The organism is Abiotrophia defectiva ATCC 49176 (assembly GCF_037041345.1).
GTDB lineage: Bacteria > Bacillota > Bacilli > Lactobacillales > Aerococcaceae > Abiotrophia.
This window is the reverse complement of record NZ_CP146287.1, coordinates 77,423-97,833: the sequence shown is the minus strand read 5'-3', so window position 1 is coordinate 97,833 and position 20,411 is coordinate 77,423. Positions and strand designations below refer to the sequence as shown.

The following is a 20,411-nucleotide window of genomic DNA, read 5'->3' as shown; positions in this document are numbered from 1 at the left end:
TTATAGCATATCACTAGCAAAATAACACTGACATAATCGAAAATTAGGCCATTTTTCTGTCTGATCGTCCGTATAATATCGGGTATTTTTGGAACTTTTAGAGAATCGGTTCCACTATCTTTCGGACAATATCCTATCTCTAAAACTCGATTTCCTAGGGAAAATTCAGGCCCTTTCCAATACAAAAATAGGCTGGGAATCTTCCCAGCCTATTGGCTTAGCACTTGAAGGTCTAGGCCTTAGCAGGTGCTTGATTTTCTAATTCAATGTCTTCGTCTTCCGCCTCGACAACAGGTGGTTGAATGTTGGTTTCCAACTTACGGTAACGGGTCATCCCGGTCCCGGCTGGAATCAACTTACCAATTGTAACGTTCTCCTTAAGACCAAGGAGAGCGTCTTTCTTACCGCGGATAGCAGCATCAGTCAAGACACGAGTTGTCTCTTGGAAGGATGCAGCAGAGATGAAGGACTTAGTTTCCAAGGCAGCCTTGGTAATCCCCATGAGGACTGGACGAGCTGTCGCTGGCACTTCACCGGCTTGAATAGCGTTAGTGTTAGCCTTGGCGAAGTCTGAGATATCCAGTAAGGCACCTGGCAAGATGTCAGTTGAAGCAGGGTCCATAACGCGAACCTTACGCAACATTTGACGAACCATTACTTCGACGTGTTTGTCGCCGATTTCTACCCCTTGACCACGGTATACTGCTTGAACCTCGCGGAGCAAGTAGTTTTCTACGGTCAAGACATCGGTTACGCGGAGTAATTCCTTAGGATCGATTGAACCTTCAGTTAAGGCTTGACCACGTTCTACGCTGTCGCCTTCCGCAACCTTGAGACGGGAAGTGTAAGGCACATTGTAAGTACGGGTATCCGTCACGCCCTTAACTGTGATGTCACGGCTACGGTCGGATTCTTTCTCAACAATTGATTCAATAATCCCGGCCACTTCAGTAATCGTTGCTTGCCCTTTTGGATGACGAGCTTCGAAGATTTCTTGAATACGTGGCAAACCTTGGGTGATATCGCCACCACCCGCAACCCCACCGGTGTGGAAGGTACGCATGGTCAGCTGGGTACCAGGTTCCCCGATGGATTGAGCGGCAATGGTACCCACTGCTTCGCCGACTTCCACTTCAGAACCAGTCGCTAAGTTGCGACCATAACACTTCTTACATACCCCGTGGTTGGTATCACAGGTGAAGACTGAACGAATGGTTACTTCTTCAATCCCTGCTGCCACGATGGCATCTGCCATGTCTTCCGTAATAATGTGGTTAGCTTCTACTAATACTTGGCCTGTTTCTGGGTGACGAACCGTTTTACGTGCGTAACGCCCAATCAAACGTTCTTCCAGAGATTCAATGACGGAATTACCATCCATAATGGCACGAACCGTCATACCACGGTCGGTACCACAGTCGTCTTCACGGATGATGACATCTTGCGCCACGTCAACCAAACGACGAGTTAAGTAACCAGAGTCGGCGGTCTTCAAGGCCGTATCGGTCATCCCTTTACGCGCCCCGTGGGTCGAGATAAACATTTCCAAGACAGACAAACCTTCACGGAAGTTAGAGGTGATAGGCAATTCAATGATTCGACCAGATGGCGCCGCCATGTTCCCCCGCATCCCAGCTAACTGGGTAAAGTTAGAGATGTTACCACGGGCCCCGGAGTCAGACATCATCGCGATCGGGTTCAAGCGTGGCAAGGACTTACGCAATTCTTCTTGAATTTGATCCTTAGCTTGTTCCCATGTCCGAATAACGGATTCGTAACGCTCGTCGTCTGTAATCAAACCACGACGGTATTGCTTGGTAATGTTGTCAACACGGCTGTGGGCTTTCTCTAAGATTTCACCCTTAGATTCCAGACGTAATACGTCGGCCGCCCCTACAGTAATCCCGGCACGAGTTGAGAACTTGTAACCCAAGTTCTTCATGCGGTCCAACATAACAGAAGTTTCGGTAATCTTGAAACGTTTGAAGACTTGCGCGATAATGCGCCCTAAGTCTTTCTTCTTAAATGGTGGGACTAAGTCCATCGCCGCAATCGCTTCTGGTACATTTACCCCAGCTTCTAAGAAGTACTTATCTGGTGTCTTCTCAGTTAAGTTCTCGTGTGAAGGCTCATTGAGGTAAGGGAACTCTGGTGGCATGATTTCGTTGAAGAGCAATTTCCCAACGGTCGTTACCATGAGACGTTCCTTTTGCCAATCAGTGAATGGCTTACCAACTAAAGCCTTAGCAGGAATCGCAATCCGAGTGTGGAGGTGAACGTAGCCGTTTTGGTAAGCAATCTCTGCCTCAGAGACGTCACTTACAACCAAACCTTCACCAATACGCCCTGCCTCTTCCAAGGTCAGGTAGTAGTTCCCCAAGACCATGTCCTGAGATGGCGTAACAACAGGCTTACCATCTTTAGGGTTCAAGATGTTTTGTGCCGCTAACATGAGCAAGCGCGCTTCAGCTTGAGCTTCTTCAGACAATGGGACGTGAACGGCCATTTGGTCACCGTCAAAGTCGGCGTTGTAGGCTTCACAGACCAGTGGGTGCAAGCGAATTGCCCGACCTTCAACCAAGGTTGGTTCGAAGGCTTGGATCCCCAAACGGTGGAGCGTAGGTGCCCGGTTGAGAAGAACTGGGTGTTCCTTGATAACTTCTTCAATTACTGGCCAGATGGCAGTATCTTGTGTTTCGATCATGCGCTTAGCATTCTTAATGTTGCCAGCAATACCACGTTCCACCAATTCTTTCATAACGAAAGGCTTGAAGAGTTCGATGGCCATTTCTTTTGGCAACCCACATTGGTACATCTTAAGGTTTGGCCCCACGACAATTACCGAACGACCAGAGTAGTCGACCCGTTTCCCTAAAAGGTTTTGACGGAAACGACCTTGTTTCCCTTTCAACATGTGAGAGAGGGACTTGAGCGCGCGGTTACCTGGACCTGTTACGGCACGGCCACGACGACCGTTATCGATTAAGGCATCGACCGCTTCTTGTAACATACGTTTTTCGTTTTGAACGATAATGTTTGGTGCGCCCAAGTCCAAGAGACGTTTGAGACGGTTGTTACGGTTGATTACTCGACGATAGAGATCGTTCAAGTCACTTGTTGCAAACCGGCCACCTTCTAATTGGACCATAGGACGAATATCTGGTGGAATAACCGGCAGCACATCCAAGACCATCCATGATGGCTTGTTGCCTGATAAACGGAAGGCATCTAAGATGTCCAAGCGACGAATCGCTCGCATCCGTTTTTGACCTGTAGCGGTCTTGAGCACTTCCTTTAATTCCGCACATTCTGCTTCTAAATCAACAGCATCCAACAATTCCTTGATGGCTTCTGCCCCCATTTTGGCATAGAAACGGTCACCGTATTCGCGTTTTTTCTCACGGTATTCCATCTCAGTCAAGAGAGACTTGCGTTCTAATGGGGTGTCACCGCTGTCGATTACAACATATGAAGCGAAGTAGATAACTTCTTCCAAGAGTCGTGGGCTCATGTCCAAGACCAAGCCCATCCGGCTTGGGATTCCTTTGAAGTACCATACGTGAGTGACAGGCGCTGCCAACTCAATATGCCCCATCCGTTCGCGACGGACTTTGGCACGCGTTACTTCGACGCCACAACGGTCGCAGACCCGACCCTTATAGCGAATTCGTTTGAGCTTTCCACAGCTACATTCCCAGTCCTTAGTTGGACCAAAGATGCGCTCGCAGAATAAGCCGTCTTTTTCTGGTTTTAGCGTCCGGTAGTTGATAGTTTCAGGTTTTTTGACCTCACCATAGGACCAACTCCGAATTTTTTCTGGAGACGCTAGGCCAATTTGCATCGCTTCAAAATTATTTACATCGATCAAAGGGCTGACCTCCTCTTTCTTTTGTATTGTTCTGTTAGGATTGCCAGCCTAGCCTAGACTTGCTAGGCTAGGGGCTCCTAAAACTTAGTCTAATGAATCGAGTTCGTCTTCAACCGCTGAATCGATCAAGTCTTCCGCGATTGCCTGTTCGTCAAGGTTAATCTCAGTCTTTGGTTCTTCACCTTCATCTTCGGCTTCTGCTGCATGATGGTGGGCCATTTGATCAGCCTTATAGCGGTCGAGGGCATTGAAGTTGATTACTTCATCCTCATCGTCGTCATCGCGTAATTCGATTTCTTGATCATGTTCATCTAAAACTTTGAGATCTAAACCTAAGGCTTGCAATTCCTTAACAAGGACGCGGAAGGATTCCGGCACACCAGGACGTGGAATTGGTTGACCTTTGACGATGGCTTCGTAGGTTTTCACCCGGCCGACTACGTCGTCAGACTTGTAGGTTAAGATTTCTTGCAGGGTATAAGCGGCACCATAAGCTTCCAAGGCCCAAACTTCCATCTCCCCGAAACGTTGCCCACCAAATTGAGCTTTACCACCCAATGGTTGTTGGGTAACCAGAGAGTATGGACCTGTTGAACGAGCATGCAACTTGTCGTCGACCATGTGGGCCAACTTAATCATGTACATAACCCCAACAGAGACTTTACGGTCAAATGGTTCACCGGTTCGACCATCATATAAGATAGTCTTAGCGTCAGCCTCTAAGCCAGCTTCCTTAACTGTTTCCCAGACATCTTCTTCGCTAGCACCGTCAAAGACAGGTGTTGCAATCTTGATGCCCATTTCGCGAGCAGCCATCCCCAAGTGTAACTCTAGGACTTGCCCGATGTTCATACGGGATGGAACCCCTAACGGGTTCAACATGATATCAACTGGGGTACCATCTGGTAAGAATGGCATATCTTCTTCCGGCATGATAAGGGAGACAACCCCTTTGTTACCGTGACGACCGGCCATCTTATCCCCTTCGTTAATTTTACGTTTTTGTACGATGTAGACGCGGACCAGCTTGTTGACACCTGGTGCCAATTCGTCGCCAGCTTCGCGGGTAAAGATTTTAACGTCGTGGACAATCCCGCCCCCGCCGTGTGGCACACGCAAGGAAGTATCACGTACTTCACGCGCCTTCTCACCGAAGATAGCGTGGAGCAAGCGTTCTTCCGCGGACAACTCAGTTACACCTTTTGGCGTTACCTTACCAACCAGGATATCGCCGTCTTTTACTTCCGCCCCGATACAGATAATCCCGTCTTTGTCCAAGTACTTGAGGGCATCTTCGGAAACGTTTGGAATTTCGCGAGTAATTTCTTCAGGCCCTAACTTGGTGTCACGGGACTCTGATTCGTATTCTTCAATGTGGATAGAGGTATATACATCGTCTTTGACTAGACGCTCAGACATGATAACCGCGTCCTCATAGTTATACCCTTCCCAAGTCATGAAGGCTACCAATGGGTTCTGACCGAGGGCCATTTCCCCATTTTGCATAGATGGACCATCTGCTAAGATTTCCAAAGCATCAACTTGGTCGCCTAATTCTACGATTGGGCGTTGGTTGTAGCAGGTCCCTGCGTTAGAACGCGCAAACTTAGTTAGACGGTATTCGTCAACTTCACCTTCTGGTGTACGTACGCGAACCTTGTTAGCATCGACATAAACCACTTCACCGGCGCGTTTACATAGGAGCGCAGCCCCTGAGTCGTGCGCTGCCTTATATTCCATCCCAGTCCCAATCAGTGGGGATTGCGGATTAATAAGTGGCACAGCTTGACGTTGCATGTTGGCACCCATCAAGGCCCGGTTGGAGTCGTCGTTTTCCAAGAACGGAATGCTAGCAGTCGCGACAGCGACAACTTGTTTTGGTGACACGTCCATGTAGTCTACTTGGTCAACGTTAACCTCAATGTTTTGTGAACGGAAACGCGCCATAACTAGGTCTTTCGCGAAGGTTCCGTCCTCATTGAGTTTAGAGTTGGCTTGGGCTACTACATACAAGTCTTCCTCGTCCGCTGCTAGGTAGTCAATTTCGGTCGTGACACGGTGTGGCGTAACCGATTTGTCCACTTTACGGTAAGGCGTCTCAATAAAACCATACTTGTTAATCTTCGCATAAGAAGACAAGCTGTTAATCAACCCGATGTTAGGACCTTCTGGCGTCTCGATTGGACACATACGACCGTAGTGAGAGTAGTGAACGTCCCGCACTTCATAGCCGGCACGGTCCCGCGTCAAACCACCAGGCCCTAAGGCTGATAGACGACGTTTGTGGGTCAATTCCCCGAGTGGGTTAACTTGGTCCATGAATTGTGACAACTGGGAGGAACCGAAGAATTCCTTAATAGCCGCTACCACTGGACGAATGTTAATTAATTGTTGTGGCGTGATGGTCGCAACGTCTTGGAGCGACATACGCTCACGCACTACCCGTTCCATCCGGGATAGCCCGATACGGAATTGGTTTTGCAATAATTCACCGACTGAACGAATACGGCGGTTAGCCAAGTGGTCGATATCGTCTGTAACACCAATTCCTTGGTCTAAGTAGAGATAGTAGTTCATTGACGCAATAATGTCAGCTGGCGTCAAGCACTTAATCTTCTCAATATTCCCGTTGCCGATTAAGTTAATCACTTGCTCTGGGTTCTTAGGTGAGTAAACCTTAACAATTTGTAAATCGATTGGTTGAGCTACCACACTATCTTCAGAAGGATAGAGGGTCACCTTATTCAAGCCAGACTCTAAATGAGGGATCAAAGCTTGAACGCGTTCTTGATCCAAGACCGTTCCTTCTTCAAAGAGCACTTCGCCTGTTTCTGGGTTAACCAAGGTTTCTGCCAAGGTCAAGCCAATCAAACGGTTCTTGAGGTGGAGTTTCTTGTTAATCTTGTATCGACCTACAGGTGCTAAGTCATAGCGACGTGGGTCGAAGAAACGTGCAACCAAGAGGTTACGTGAGCTTTCTGCGGTCTTAGGTTCACCTGGACGGAGACGCTCGTAAATGTCCTTCAAGGCTTCTTCCGTACGAGAATCTTGAATATTTTTGTGAACATCCTTCTCGATAGTTAAGTCTAAGAGCTCAGATTGGCCGAAGATATCATAAATCTCGTCATCTGAACCAAAACCTAAGGCACGCATCAAGACAGTCAATGGAATCTTCCGGGTCCGGTCAATGCGGACATAGGCAATCCCTTTAGCATCTGATTCAAATTCCAACCAAGCCCCACGGTTAGGAATAACCGTAGAAGTATAGCTGTGGCGGCCTTTCTTGTCCATACGGTCGTGGAAATAGACACCTGGAGAACGTACCAACTGAGAAACGATAACCCGTTCCGCCCCGTTGATAATGAAGGTCCCCATTTCGGTCATGATTGGGAAGTCCCCGAAGAAGACTTCTTGTTCTTTGACTTCACCTGTCTCTTTGTTGAACAGGCGCAAGGTTACATAGATTGGTTTTGAGTAGTTAGCGTCATGGCTACGAGCTTCTTCTAAGCTATACTTAGCTTCCTTGAACTCATAGTCTACAAAATGAAGTTCCAAGTTCTCCGAATGATCGACAATCGGCGAAATGTCCTCGAACATCACTTTTAGCCCTTCATCCAAGAACCATTTGTAGGAATCCGTTTGGATTTCAATCAAGTTCGGCAACTCTAAGACTTCGTCGATACGCGCATAGCTTCGACGCTCAGCTTTTTTACCGTATTTCACGATATGACTCAAGCGATTCACCCCTATAATATAATCTAAGAACACCACTTTACATTAAGGTTACAATTATTAATAATTGTTAACAAATGACATTTTTCGGTCTTTGAAGCGCAAAAAAAAGACAACAGAACAACTCTTTGGAGTGACGTTACATGTTGTTTAGGCCTCAAATACCGGCTTGGACAAGATTTCAAGCCGCATTTACTTTCTAAAGTGCATACTCTTGCATCTGAATATTATACGGATTTCAAGTCCTTTTGTCAAGGGGGACTAGCCTCTTAAACCCAAGCATCGAGCCCTCTGCAGAGCAAAGGGCTCGGTGATTGTTTATCTACTAAACTTAGTCAATCTCACGTAATTTACCCCTGAAATCATCTAAGCTCTTATAGCCCTTTGCTTCCATAATAGCCTCCAGCTCAGCGAGCAGACGCTCAAAGATGCCTACGCCTTCTTGGTGAAGGGCCGTCCCTACCTGAACTAAACTAGCCCCACAAAGAATATGTTCAAAAACATCCAGACCGGTTCTGACACCCCCGGTGCCAATAATCTTAATAGTTGGATTGAGACGTTGATGGAAGGCCCGTACGTTAGCCAAAGCGGTTGGTTTGATATAATCTCCGCCTAGACCCCCGAAACCTCCCTTGGGTTTTATCACTACTTGCTCCTTGTCGACATCAATATAGAGACCATTCCCAATTGAGTTGACGCAGTTAACATAGGTCAGCGGGAAACGATTAAGGATAGCTGCCATCTGGTCAAAATGGGCAATATCGAAGTAAGGCGGCAACTTAAGCCCTAGCGGTTTAGTGAAGAAAGAAAAGACTTCTGTTAAGAGTCGCTCTGTCAATTCAAAGTCATAGGCGATTTGAGGCTTGCCTGGGACATTAGGACATGACAAGTTGAATTCTGTCACCCCTTGATAGGCGCTAGCCTCTATAGTACGCAGGTTCTCAACAATCTCATCGTAGCTTAGACCTACTACCGACAAGAATTGTAGGGGTTGTTGATCCTGGCGCGCTAAGCAATAGTCTAGGTAATAAGCTAATCCTTCATTGGGTAAACCCATAGAGTTAATGCTGCCCAGAGGCACATCCACATAACGAGGTTGGGGATTGCCTGCACGATAATCTCGTGTTGCTGTTTTGGTTACGAAGGCTCCAGCCGCACTTTGCGCTAACTCATCCATCTCGGCCACCGTCATACAGTGAACCCCCGATGCATTCATGAGGGGATTAGCTAAGTTTTTCCCTAAGAAGCTTGTCTCGACAGTCATTTGGCCACCATCTCTTTCTAAAATTTTACCTATTATAGCATAAGTCCAAGACTAACAGAATGCCTAAGGCGAAAATTGTTAACTTTTCTCAACAGAACGTTCGCATCTCTGGTTGCCACGAAAAAACAGGCAGCCAAAGCCGCCTGTCCGCTATTCAGGGCGTTCCTCAGACAAATGCGTCAGAGAGTCTGTGATGATGTGTTTAACGTGGTCGTCGTCCAAACTATAATAGACATACTTACCTTGTTTACTAGCCTTAACCAACTTCATTAACTTCAAAAGTTTAAGTTGGTGGGAGACCCCCGAAAGAGTTAAGCCAGTCGCCTCAGCTAATTCATTCACATTGGCTTCTTGCTTCATTAAATGTAGCAAGAGTTTGAGTCTGGAAGGGTCCGCTACTGCTTTAAAAAATTGTGCTAGTTCTTCAATTACTTGCTCGTCATACATTTATTCATTCACCTCGTGAGGATAAGGGTACTAGGAGTCGTAGCCCATTCAATATAACCAGCAGTGTGGAACCTTCATGTCCCACTACACTGAGGGCGATATTGGAAATTTGGCTGACATTCATTAGTACTAAGGCTAACACAACTAACATGGAAAAGCCAATATTCTGCCAGATAATCCGGTCATGCTTCTTGGCAAGGCGATGCAGATAAGACAGAGACTGAAGTTGATCTCGAACGAGAATCACATCCGCCGTTTCCATGGCTACATCCGTCCCTTGCCCCATCGCAATCCCTAAACTAGCACTAGCTAAGGCAGGTGCATCATTGACGCCATCTCCCACCATAGCAACAATCCCATGTTCATTCATTAAGCTTCGGATTTCGACGGCCTTTTGGTCAGGCATGACTTGGGCTTGAACAGATTGGATTCCTAGTTGCTGGCCAATAGCCTGCCCCGTTAACTCGGAATCCCCTGTTAACATGACGGTTTTAACACCGACTTGCTTAAAGTAGTCCAAGGTTTGGCGGGCGTCATCTTTGGCAATATCCATTAGGGCCATCGCCCCTATGACTTCTTGGTTTTGAGCCAAATAGACTACCGTCTTGCCCTGTCCTTCCCATTCTCGACATTGCCGATCGTAGTCTGGCTCCACCGCTTCAAAGGCAGTCGGCTTAGCCACCTGATAGCTGTGACCTTGATAATCAGCATAGAGACCCTGCCCCATTTTATTGCTTACCTCTATATCTAGAACAGGCAAACTAGCATAATGAGACACAATGGCCTGCGCTAGAGGATGATTAGCTTGACGCTCCATGGACACCCAGACAGCCAATAGTTTCTCAGCTTCAGCCGATAAGATGGTGTCCGTCACCTGAGGTCTACCCTGGGTTAGAGTCCCCGTCTTGTCAAAAGCGATGGCTCCAAGTCCCGAGACTTGATTGAGGTAGCTTCCACCCTTGACCAGCACCCCTTGTTTAGCCAGATTCGATAAAGCTGATAAGGTAGCCGGAATGGCACTGGCTGCTAAAGCACAAGGCGAAAGGGCAATGAGCATAATCAATGTTCGATAGGCTACTTCATGTAATGAAAGCGAAGTCCCTAACGCCATCACAAGCGCATATAAAGCCGTGAAGAGGAGTGCCCCCTTAACATAGAGCGGCTCCAAACGCTGAATTCGGGTCGCAACCGGACTTTGTTTAGCCTGCGCCTCCCTGACTAAACCAAGGATTTTGGCAAAAGTAGTTTGATCTGCCAACCTTGTTACTTGCATGACAAAGCTGCTATTACCATTGAGGGTAGCGGCATAGACTGAATCCCCTACGCTTTTTTCTTGCGGCATACTCTCACCATTAATCATGGCTTCATTAACGACCGCCTGACCACTCACAATTTTGCCATCAATGGGGATTTGGTCGCCATTCAATACTTGCACTCGGTTACCAACCATTAAGTCTTGCACTGCCACAATCGTCACGCTTCCATCTTCCGCCAAAAGGCGCGCTTCTTGCGGCTGCATACCCAAGAGACTGGTCATTTCCTTCTTAGATTTAGCTTCTGCATAGTCCTCCAGAAAATGAGCACCAGCAAATATCAAAATTAGCAAGGCTGCTTCTTGGAATTGCCCAATAAGCATAGCACCCATAGCCGCCAGCCCCATTAGCAAGTGAGTATTCGGACAAAAACGGCGCGCTTTGTAACTAGCCTGCCAAGTCTCTAACAAACCTTCACTTAGGACATGATAGCCAGACAGGATTACCGTCAAGCTATAGAGCACATTAGCCAGTAGGGAACCTTGCCCTAGAAGAAGCCCTGTGATGAAAGCAAGGAGACCAAGCATATAGGCAAAAACGGTCCAACTAAATGCATGAACACGGTCATGAGCATGGTCATGGTGCTGATGCTGATGCGAATGTGCATGAGAATTGTGATGATGAGAGCACATTTCAACCCCTCCTCCATATCGTTTGAACAATTATTCAACTGCTTGTGATTTTATTATACGATATCTAGTAGAAAAGTCAAGCCCTTCTAGTTAACCATCGACCAATCAACATAAAATCATGCCCAGCATCACTCTATTCCCACTAACATCATATACAAAAAGCCGGGACTAGATGTCCCGGCTGCCATAAATAAGCTTAACGTTCTTGATAGGCTTTAGCAATCTGTGCCCCTAATTTGGCGTTATTATAAACCAATTGAATATTGGTATTTAAGCTAGCTCCTTCTGTTAACTCTACAATCTTAGCTAATAGGAATGGCGTGCTATCTTTGCCTCGAATCCCCTTTTCATCTGCTTCTTTAACCGCCGCATCGATAATGGCATCAATTTTTTCATGTGGAATTTCGTGCTCAGCAGGAATTGGATTCGTCACCAAAATCCCACCCTTAAGGCCAAGCGCTTCAGAGTAGTCCATCATGGCCGCAATTTCTTCTGGCTTGTCTGCGCGACTGTTGAGCTTGTATTCTGAAGTCCGTGTGTAGAAGGCAGGTAGGTAATCCGTTTGGTAGCCCACTACAGGCACCCCTTTGGTTTCCAAATATTCCAAAGTTCTTGGCAAATCCAAGATAGCTTTGGCGCCCGCGCAAACAACCGTCACTGGTGTTTGACCTAATTCGTCTAAGTCAGCAGAAATATCCATGGTTTCTTCTACGCCACGGTGCACACCGCCAATTCCGCCGGTTACAAAGACCTTGATGCCCGCTAAATGCGCTCCAATCATGGTCGTTGCGACTGTCGTAGCCCCTAAGATGCCCTTTGCGAAGACTTCTGCCAAGTCACGGCGAGATACCTTAGCAACCGGCTTCTCGCTAGCCAAACGTTCTAAATCAGCTTCTTCTAAACCAATCTTAAACTGACCATCCATGATGGCGATTGTTGCTGGCACGGCGCCATTATCGCGAATAATTTGTTCTACTGTTTTAGCCATTTGAACGTTTTGTGGATATGGCATCCCGTGAGAAATGATAGTAGATTCTAAAGCGACAACAGGTAAGTTGTGATCTAAAGCGTGTTGTACTTCTTTACTAATAGATAATAAGTTTTTCATCTTAGGCTAAACCTCTTTCTTTTAATGTCTGATAGTCACTCTCCAACTGGCTAGCAGAGAGATTGAGTCGAACGGTTTGCTTGACTTGAACCGTATGATAGGAATTGGCCATCCCATAATAAATAGATGTCTTAGCATCATGCCCTGTCAACTGGCCATAGAGAAGGCCAGCAGAGAAGGCATCACCTGCCCCCGTTACATCTACTACATTTTGCGCTAGGAGAGGCTGGACTTCCTGGCGGATGCCATCCTGATGTCCATAGAAACTACTACGTGTCCCTCTGGTCATGACCACTTGCAAGACACCAGTTGCCAACCAGGCATCCACTAAGTCTGAAGCAGGCAAATTGCCAAAGCGACTGATGGATTCATCCTCATTGACAACGAGCCAACTAACGCCACTCAAATCTTCTGGCAAATGGCTCATCTTGGGCCCACTGACCGGGATAATGGCAAGCGGAATTGATTCAGCTTTTGCAAGTTGAATCAAATAAGTCACGGTTGCTAAAGGCAAGTTCAAATCCAGAATCAGGTAATCTGCTAGTTTAAGCCTTGGAGCAAATTGACTAATCCAATCTAAATCCATCTGGTCGGCAATCGCCATATCGGCTAGCGCCAATTGCATATCCCCGGACTCATCCAAGATAGCACTGTAGGTTGACGTTGCCACCTCTGGGATTTGCGTTACTTGGCTCATATCCACATAGGCCTGAGTCTGTTGCTTAATCCAGTCGTAATCCTGATCAAGTCCCGCTACGGATAGCAATTGAACCGATTGACCGAGTCGCCCTAAATTCTCAGCTACATTGCGGACTACGCCTCCCACACTGAGAGTTGAGGTGACAGGGTTACTAGTACCGAACTGGATTGCGCCGGTTAGACGAAATTTACGGTCGATATTCATCCCACCGATGCAATAAATTCGCCGCGCCTCATTCAAAATATAAGCTCGTCCGCGAAGCTGATGTTTCTGGGTCAAGGCCGAGATTAAACTGGCTACCGTTGACCGACTAATTCCCATCAATGTCGCCAATTCTTGCTGGGTGCGGAAAGGGTCTTCCTCAATCAAGGCAAGCACCTTGGCTTCATTAGGCGTTAACATAGGCACCGCCCTTCTAGACTGTTGTCTCTAAAATAACTTTTGTCTATATGGTACTCTTTTTGCCCTTAAAAAGCAAGGGAGACTATTATATTTCATCCAAACTACAAAAAACAGCAGCCTTAGCTGCCGTTTTCTGCTTTCTATTCGTTGGCAAAAATAGATTGACGGAAGTCATTCGAAGCCTTGAATAGTTCAAGATAGATTTCCTTCTTCAAGTTATAGACATCATTCCGTATATTACCCGTCTGACGAGCTGATAGCACTCTGTCAACAGCTTCCTTCATCAGCGCTTCAATATCCGCCAAGCTAGTCACTTGACGATTGCGTACTGTAACAGGACGAAGCGTTGCCCCATTAGCTACCTTATCCAGACGCTCCTTGAACATAGCCTTCTTAAAGGCATTAAGATCTTGGAAGTCGCCGTTAGAAATCTTCTGGATAATATAGTTATCATTTAGGGTCTGGCCATCCGTTCTAGCTTGGCGTTCTAATTGGTTGGAAGCATAAGGGATAAAACCATCTTTATAACCCTTATAACCCATCAGTTCCCAAGCCATTCGTTTGAACCACCAACCGCCTGGTGAGCCTTTATCATTTTGGCCTGTCCCGTACATTGGATGGAACATATTAACTCGTTCATAAGAGTTGCGATCCGTCTCAAAACCATTACGGAAGTAGCGTTTTGGCGCTAAGCTACGATCAATGAAGTCATCAATCGACTGGATATTAAAGTTTGTCCACTCTTCATCACTAATCTCTACTACCTTATTATTGACATGGTTAGGCCCATTCGGCACATTAATGAAGCGGTTGAACCATTGTTTCATGGCATCTGGACCCTTTTCTAAGACTGCTTTGGCTTCAGCATAGTCTAGCAAGTAGAGGATATCGAAGAGTCGGTGGACATATTGACCCCAGTCATCTGCAGACTGGAAGCGTGATGGTGTCGCGTTATAGAGACGGTTCGTCTTATCGCTCCAGTCAAAGGAGGTATTAAGCCCAATATGATCATACTCTGGTCCCTCAGGTGACTGCAAGAGCCCTTGAGCATATTCTTCCCAGACTTCCTCCGGACGCCAGCTGTTTCCACCAAGATAGACTGATTTTTCCATATTATGGACTAGCTCATGGGTATAGTGGGACGTTCCAACGTAGTCGGATAAAATATCTGTGAAGACAAAATACACACCATTGCTAGTGTCAGCATATGCTCCAGCTCCATTGTTTTCATAGAAACGATCGATTCGACCAAAGAATTCCTTAATACCCATAGATGGATATTTAACTGGCCGATTGGAGGTGTCATTGCCTAACCTATCATACCAACCACCGTTCTTGCCATTAGCATAACCATCCCAGATTAGCATAGCATTTTTACGAGCCATGCGCTCTTTGACAGTTGGTAAGGCTACACGATACCAGGTATCAACGTGCATTTGCTGACGATCAGCTAAAGTCTTAACGCGTTTGTCAAACTCTTCTGGCGCTAGGTAAGGACGACGATCTGTCGACCCCAGGGTTAGCGATAAAACATTGGATACTAAGAAAATTCGACTCTTCTTAAGGTTGAGTAAAGGCAAGATGTAATCACGATAATCCGGCACAGATAGACGATCGTAGACCTTATAAGGAGATTTATTTAGCCCTTCTTCAAGAGACGGACGTTCCTCCATGGTAACATTAGCCTTAGTTGCATCTCGGAACCATTCGTATTGATCAAACTTGGTCCATAACTCGCGGAAATAAGTTAGATAATCAAGAACCGTTGGTAATTTGCTGTCAGCACTTAAGATTCTGCTGTATGTCTTGGCGCTATTCTTAGAACGCAAGGTTTGAACACCCTGACTTCCAATACTAATCAGCTTATCAATAATGCTCTTTTGATTACCGAAGAAGTCTGACTGATAGGTGGCAATCTCCCCTAGGTTATGTTCTCCAAAATTAATACGGTAGTGGTCTTGGAGATAAGCCAAACCCAAGAGCAGGGCCCCTCGATTATCCTTGAGTTTCTGGATCAAAGCAGCACGCGCCTGCTCATTATCTCCTAGGTAGTTGGCCTCCTGACGAATAATCTTCACCAAGTCATTGGCTAACGTATCTTGGAAGGCACCAAAGGTCGCATTGAAGAAGAGTGTCTCAATCTGATAGGCACGTTGTTCACGACGATAGACTTCTAAATCTTCTACAATTTCATCCTCAGTCGCTGGTCGGCCAAGTTTGTTCTCTAAGACGGTGCGACGGTCATTTTTGACTCTGGCACTTACATCTGTGTAGAGACTATTGACACCTGCGGCTTGCCAAACAGCGTCAGATGATAAACCTGTCTCTTTCATGATATCTAGGACTGCATTCATAATATCATCTACTGATTTCAACACTTGGTTAGGTGTATAGATGAGACCTGAATCCTCTAGTTGATACTCAACTACGCCTGTTTGTTTGAACTCAGATTTCGCACCTAAGGCCAAGTATTGCACTGATTTATCAGCAAAGTGCAACATAATCCGGTCCATTGCTTGGTTGTAGTCCGTCACAAAAGCATTACCTTGCATTGGCGTAACCGCCAAGAGCACCTGAGTCGCCAACTTGCTGTCTGGCGCCACTAAGTTCCCATACTTAACAATTTGCTCCTTATTATAAAATGGCAGGAGTTTCTCCATGTTGGCATAGGCCTGAGCACGATCAGCTTGATAATTAGCCAAACGACTATAATCGGTTGCTTGTTGGTTGATTTGATCGACATAAGAGCTCGCAGGAGTATCCGTCAGGACCCCACCGGCCGCCTCTAGTTGACTAGCTAATTTGTCCACATCAGCCTGACTAGCCTTAACAGGGTTAAAGCCTGGTTCTTCCACACCGGTTACACGTTCGGTCATCTTCCAAGCCACTTGATCATTACGGATATAGCCTTCTGAAATAGCCCCATTATCCCCGTAGACACGGTAGCCGTTAGTGACTGCCACGTCTGAAATAATGTTTTCTAAACGCCCATTCATCCAGGTAGAGCCAACAACCCCACCTACTTGTCCCCCGCTTCGACCCTGAACGGTAGAGCCTGTATTAGTAAGGCTTCCTTTAACAAGGACATTCTTGACTATTGCCTTACCTTGGCTGGACACAACCCGACCAAAGGCGACACCCGCACGAGCACTTTGCGCGTTTAGATTTACGTTCAGCTTGGCATCGACATATGCGTTAGTAACACTGGATTGTTCAAGTAGGCCGACTAAACCACCCACTTCTTGGGCCTGGTTAGGCTGGCCACTCTGGCTAATCTCACCTTGGAATCGAACATTCTCAAGCCTGCTACCACCTACAACCGTATGAACAATACCTGCTACATTGGTCGTCCCTGACACGCGCCCAGAAACTGCCACATCACTGATTATCGAATTAGTCGCCCGCTTGGCTAGCGCAGCCATAGAATTACCTGATTCAATGGCCACTTGTTTAAGGTCTAAATGCTTGATAGTCGCTTGGTTTAACTGATCAAAGAGTGGTGCAACCAAATTATAGATAGCATGTTGCGCGCCGTCTGCAGTCTGGCCGGATAGAGTCCCAGTGAAGGTTCCCACAAAGTAGGCGGTCGCGTCGGCTGCTAAGCTGACCTCGGACGCTGATAGGTTGGCACCCAGTATGTAGTCTCCAGCTGGGTTTTGGCGTATAGCTTCAAGCAAGCTCTTAAAGCTATAATGCACATTCCCATCCGCTGGACGTTCTTGACCAACTAGGAATTGATAGCCTTGGTGATAGTCACTTGAGCCGCCTTGATTTTGTACTAGCTCAGGAGCCTGGGTAGTCACTTGATAATAAGACTGACCCTCATGACTAACTGTCTCAATAGAAGCAACTGGCAAATAGACATCCTTGAAGCGGTCAGACTGTACTTTAACATAATAATTATTTAAATCAGATGGAACCTGACTCAAACTAGCCACCAACTGATGACTACCGTCAGCTTGTCGATGGAAGAGCTGCACACCCTTGATTTGTTTGAGCTCAATCTTCTTCAAATCTAACTCTATTGCTTGATCCTCTAACTGATCTTTCGACTGAGCACCTTGCTGGTTCTCATAATCCATCACAGTATGGAGACGATAAGACACATGATAATCCAACCCATCAATATTTGCGGTCAAATTTTGGATTGGGACTGTCTTAACTAGACGATCCCCCTGGAAGACTTGTACCTTGCCTCCCCGGTAAAGTTGGTTAGGGTCTTCTAGCTGATAACGCACGGTGACGACCCGAAATAAATCAGATGCAGGTGCTTCAACGTTAACAGCTGTATATTTAGGTTCTACCTGCTCCAATTGCGCTAAGGCCTCTCGAAGGGCTTGAGTCGCTTGGTCAACCGCTTCTTGGCTGCTATCGTCATCTTCTAAAACGGACTGAGTAGCTTTGAGCTGGTCAGCAACTTTCTGGAAGCTAGCTGGCGTATAACGATTGGCGACAACTTCTTGTGCTGCCTCAACCTGTTGGCCAAGTGTCTCTTTATTCGCGCGGTCCATTAAGAGAGCTTGCGCTTGGTCTTTCAGCGCTTGAGCGGCTTCCACAGCCTCGATTGCGGAGGCTACTTCTTCTGGTGTGGCATCTTGATTAGCTATCAAAGCTTGAGCATTAGCTTTTGCTTCATCAATAGTAGCTTGATGCCCAGCAAGTGCCTGGCTGAAATTATTCACACTGCGTGTTGTTTTACCTGTCGTGTCAACTGGTAGATTCAACTGTGCCAGAGCTCGTTGTAAATCCGCTTTGTCCACAAGATCCAAAATGCCCGCTTCTGCTAATTCTAGCTGTTGGAAAGACTTGTTGACTTTTTCCGTACTTGCCAAAACCTCTTCTGGAGTAGCGTTAAGATCTTTTAATAGTTGAGCGGCTTCTTGGCTCAATTGCAAGGCAAGGTCTTTTGTTGCTTGGTAAGTTTGAACGGTCTTTGGTCGTTTCTGATCTGTCACAACTGGTTTTTGAATCGCTTGTTCCAGATTATTTTTTGCTTTCTCTAAGGCGGACTTATCTGCTTGTTGCCGTAGCAAAGCTTTAGCTTGATCAAGTTTAGCCTGCACTTCATTTACTGCTACCAAGGCCTTATCCACTTGTTCCTGCTTAACATCTGGGTCCGCTAAGATAGCTTGCGCTTGAGCACGAGCAGCTTCTAGACTGTCTCTCAATAAATCTAGCGCATGTTGGTAATCCGCAATACTTTTCGGTGTCTTCTGGTCTGTATCAACAGGCGCATCTAGTAAAGTCACAGCTGCTGCTAGCGCCTGTGTATCTGCCTTAGATTGGAGAGCCTTGACGGCAGCTTCCAAGGATTTGGCTTGGTTCTCTACTGACCGAGTCATCGCGTCTACATCAACATCTGTTGCTTCAGAATCCTTCACTACTGACTGAGCATTCTGGAGTGTTGCTTGTATTTTGCGAATTTCATCAGCCAAGGCCTGTTGGCTACTTGGCGTCTTATCGCTTAAGTCAAGAGCTTTGGCTGTTTTTACTTGCTCTGCCAATGCTGCCATAGCAGTTTTTAATGGCGATTTGTCTGCCTGACTTACTAAAACGTCAGACAAGTTCTTAGTACGATTAACTAACTCTTGCGCTTCTTGAGCCAAGCTATCAATTGTTGACTGATCTGCAGCTTCAGGTGCAGCCTTTATTTCTTTTACCTTATTGACAAGCGTTGTAAGACGGGATTTCAGTTTATAGAATTCCTCCTTGAAAGAGGCAATTGAACTAGGGGTTTTTCCTTCCGTGACAGCCACTTCTAGGTCATCCACTTGAGCTTCTGCCAACTCCAAAGTCAAATTTAAGACTCTATACTCAAAAGGCTTCGGAGGATTAGATGTTGGAGCCGGGTTGACACTAGGTTCCTCTGCTGGTGGCGTTGGTACTGGTGTCACACTGGTGCTCGGTTCCAACGCTGGTGGCGTTGGCACTGGTGTCACACTGGTGCTCGGTTCCAACGCTGGTGGCGTTGGTACTGGTGTCACACTGGTGCTCGGTTCCAACGCTGGTGGCGTTGGCGCTGGTGTCACGCTAGTGCTCGGTTCCAACGCTGGTGGCGTTGGTACTGGTGTCACATTGGCGCTCGGTTCCTCTGCTGGTGGCGTCGGCGCTAGTGTCGCGTTGGTGCTCGGTTTCTCTGCTGGTGGCGTTGGCGCTGGTGTCGCGTTGGTGCTCGGTTTCTCCGCTGGAACCGTGCTAGTGTTTTGCTTTTCAGGTTTGGTCGCTGACACCGGTGTCACGTTGGCGCTCGATTCCTCTGGTTGCAGTGTCGGCGTACTATCGGCACTTGGTGTCTCAAATTGCACTGACACCAGAGGACTTTCACTACTTACTCGCGTGGATGTTCCACTGGAGGATTCTGAAGAAGCTACTGACTCGAGGTTGCTCGTTGCACTAATTGCACTATTACTAGAAACATTAGGTCCCACTTGCTCTAGCTCACTGGCAGGAAAATACCCTACATAGTCATAACCTTCAATACTTAACTTTGGATCAGGTAATGCTTGCCCCACAGGTGTTTGAAAGCTTTGATTAAACTGTTCTAGTAGACGCGTCTCAACCGCCTGTAAACTTGGGGCCAGCAAAACCTGTCCCGTCATGGTTATAACCATCAGACTAGTCAAAGCCTTCTTCTTATCACGAACTAAGCCAACGGCAAACACAAGCAGCGCCGCACCTGCTGCTAGACCTAATAGGGTTGATGATTCGCCTGTGACTGGCAAATGATTTTTCCCTGTATTTGCCTGATAAACAAAATAGTAGACTTGATCTGCCTCAGCAATTTGGCTAGGGGTTCCTGCTTTAATGGCTTGGCGTTGTTCCAAAGATAATTCTTCAATGGATACATACCGATACTGAGTGGACACTTGTTTGGTTACCTGTTGAGAACTTGTAACTGTCGTGGCAGTCTGTGCCTGAACGACAGGTGCCGCTACCGCTGACACA

Annotated in this window: 8 protein-coding genes; all 8 read right to left on the bottom strand. The window is 46.8% G+C overall.

All coding sequences use genetic code 11. From position 1 onward, the window contains the following. Positions 1-232 precede the first annotated feature (232 nt). Positions 233-3,868, bottom strand: coding sequence for a DNA-directed RNA polymerase subunit beta' (rpoC, locus tag V7R82_RS00410; RefSeq protein ID WP_070756701.1), 3,636 nt, complete (start codon positions 3,866-3,868; stop codon positions 233-235). A gap of 84 nt (positions 3,869-3,952) precedes the next feature. After that, the gene (rpoB, locus tag V7R82_RS00405; protein WP_422388383.1) at positions 3,953-7,603 is read right to left on the bottom strand and encodes a DNA-directed RNA polymerase subunit beta; all 3,651 of its coding nucleotides are present in this window, start codon (positions 7,601-7,603) and stop codon (positions 3,953-3,955) included. Between the two features lie 328 nt (positions 7,604-7,931). Then, positions 7,932-8,864, bottom strand: a complete 933-nt coding sequence (locus V7R82_RS00400; protein ID WP_338542797.1) for a dihydroorotate oxidase — start codon at positions 8,862-8,864, stop codon at positions 7,932-7,934. Positions 8,865-9,014: 150 nt separating this feature from the next. Beyond that, on the bottom strand, positions 9,015-9,311 hold the full coding sequence (locus tag V7R82_RS00395; RefSeq protein ID WP_306486524.1) for an ArsR/SmtB family transcription factor: 297 nt from the start codon (positions 9,309-9,311) through the stop codon (positions 9,015-9,017). A 4-nt stretch (positions 9,312-9,315) separates the two neighbouring features. Further along, positions 9,316-11,256, bottom strand: coding sequence for a heavy metal translocating P-type ATPase (locus V7R82_RS00390; protein ID WP_338542793.1), 1,941 nt, complete (start codon positions 11,254-11,256; stop codon positions 9,316-9,318). Between the two features lie 196 nt (positions 11,257-11,452). Further along, entirely contained in the window at positions 11,453-12,364 is a 912-nt protein-coding gene (locus V7R82_RS00385) for a pseudouridine-5'-phosphate glycosidase (RefSeq protein WP_338542791.1), read from the bottom strand. A gap of 1 nt (position 12,365) precedes the next feature. Then, entirely contained in the window at positions 12,366-13,466 is a 1,101-nt protein-coding gene (locus V7R82_RS00380) for a PfkB family carbohydrate kinase (protein WP_338542789.1), read from the bottom strand. Between the two features lie 140 nt (positions 13,467-13,606). Continuing rightward, a complete protein-coding gene (locus V7R82_RS00375; protein WP_338542787.1) occupies positions 13,607-20,410 on the bottom strand; it encodes a ZmpA/ZmpB/ZmpC family metallo-endopeptidase in 6,804 nt (2,267 codons plus the stop codon). Between the last annotated feature and the right edge of the window lies 1 nt (position 20,411).

What these genes read in the sequence shown, in the direction of transcription:
- V7R82_RS00390 (WP_338542793.1), bottom strand. Translation starts at nt 11,256, where the DNA reads ATGTGCTCTCATCATCACAATTCTCATGCACATTCGCATCAGCATCAG.
- V7R82_RS00395 (WP_306486524.1), bottom strand. Translation starts at nt 9,311, where the DNA reads ATGTATGACGAGCAAGTAATTGAAGAACTAGCACAATTTTTTAAAGCA.
- V7R82_RS00385 (WP_338542791.1), bottom strand. Translation starts at nt 12,364, where the DNA reads ATGAAAAACTTATTATCTATTAGTAAAGAAGTACAACACGCTTTAGAT.
- V7R82_RS00380 (WP_338542789.1), bottom strand. Translation starts at nt 13,466, where the DNA reads ATGTTAACGCCTAATGAAGCCAAGGTGCTTGCCTTGATTGAGGAAGAC.
- V7R82_RS00400 (WP_338542797.1), bottom strand. Translation starts at nt 8,864, where the DNA reads ATGACTGTCGAGACAAGCTTCTTAGGGAAAAACTTAGCTAATCCCCTC.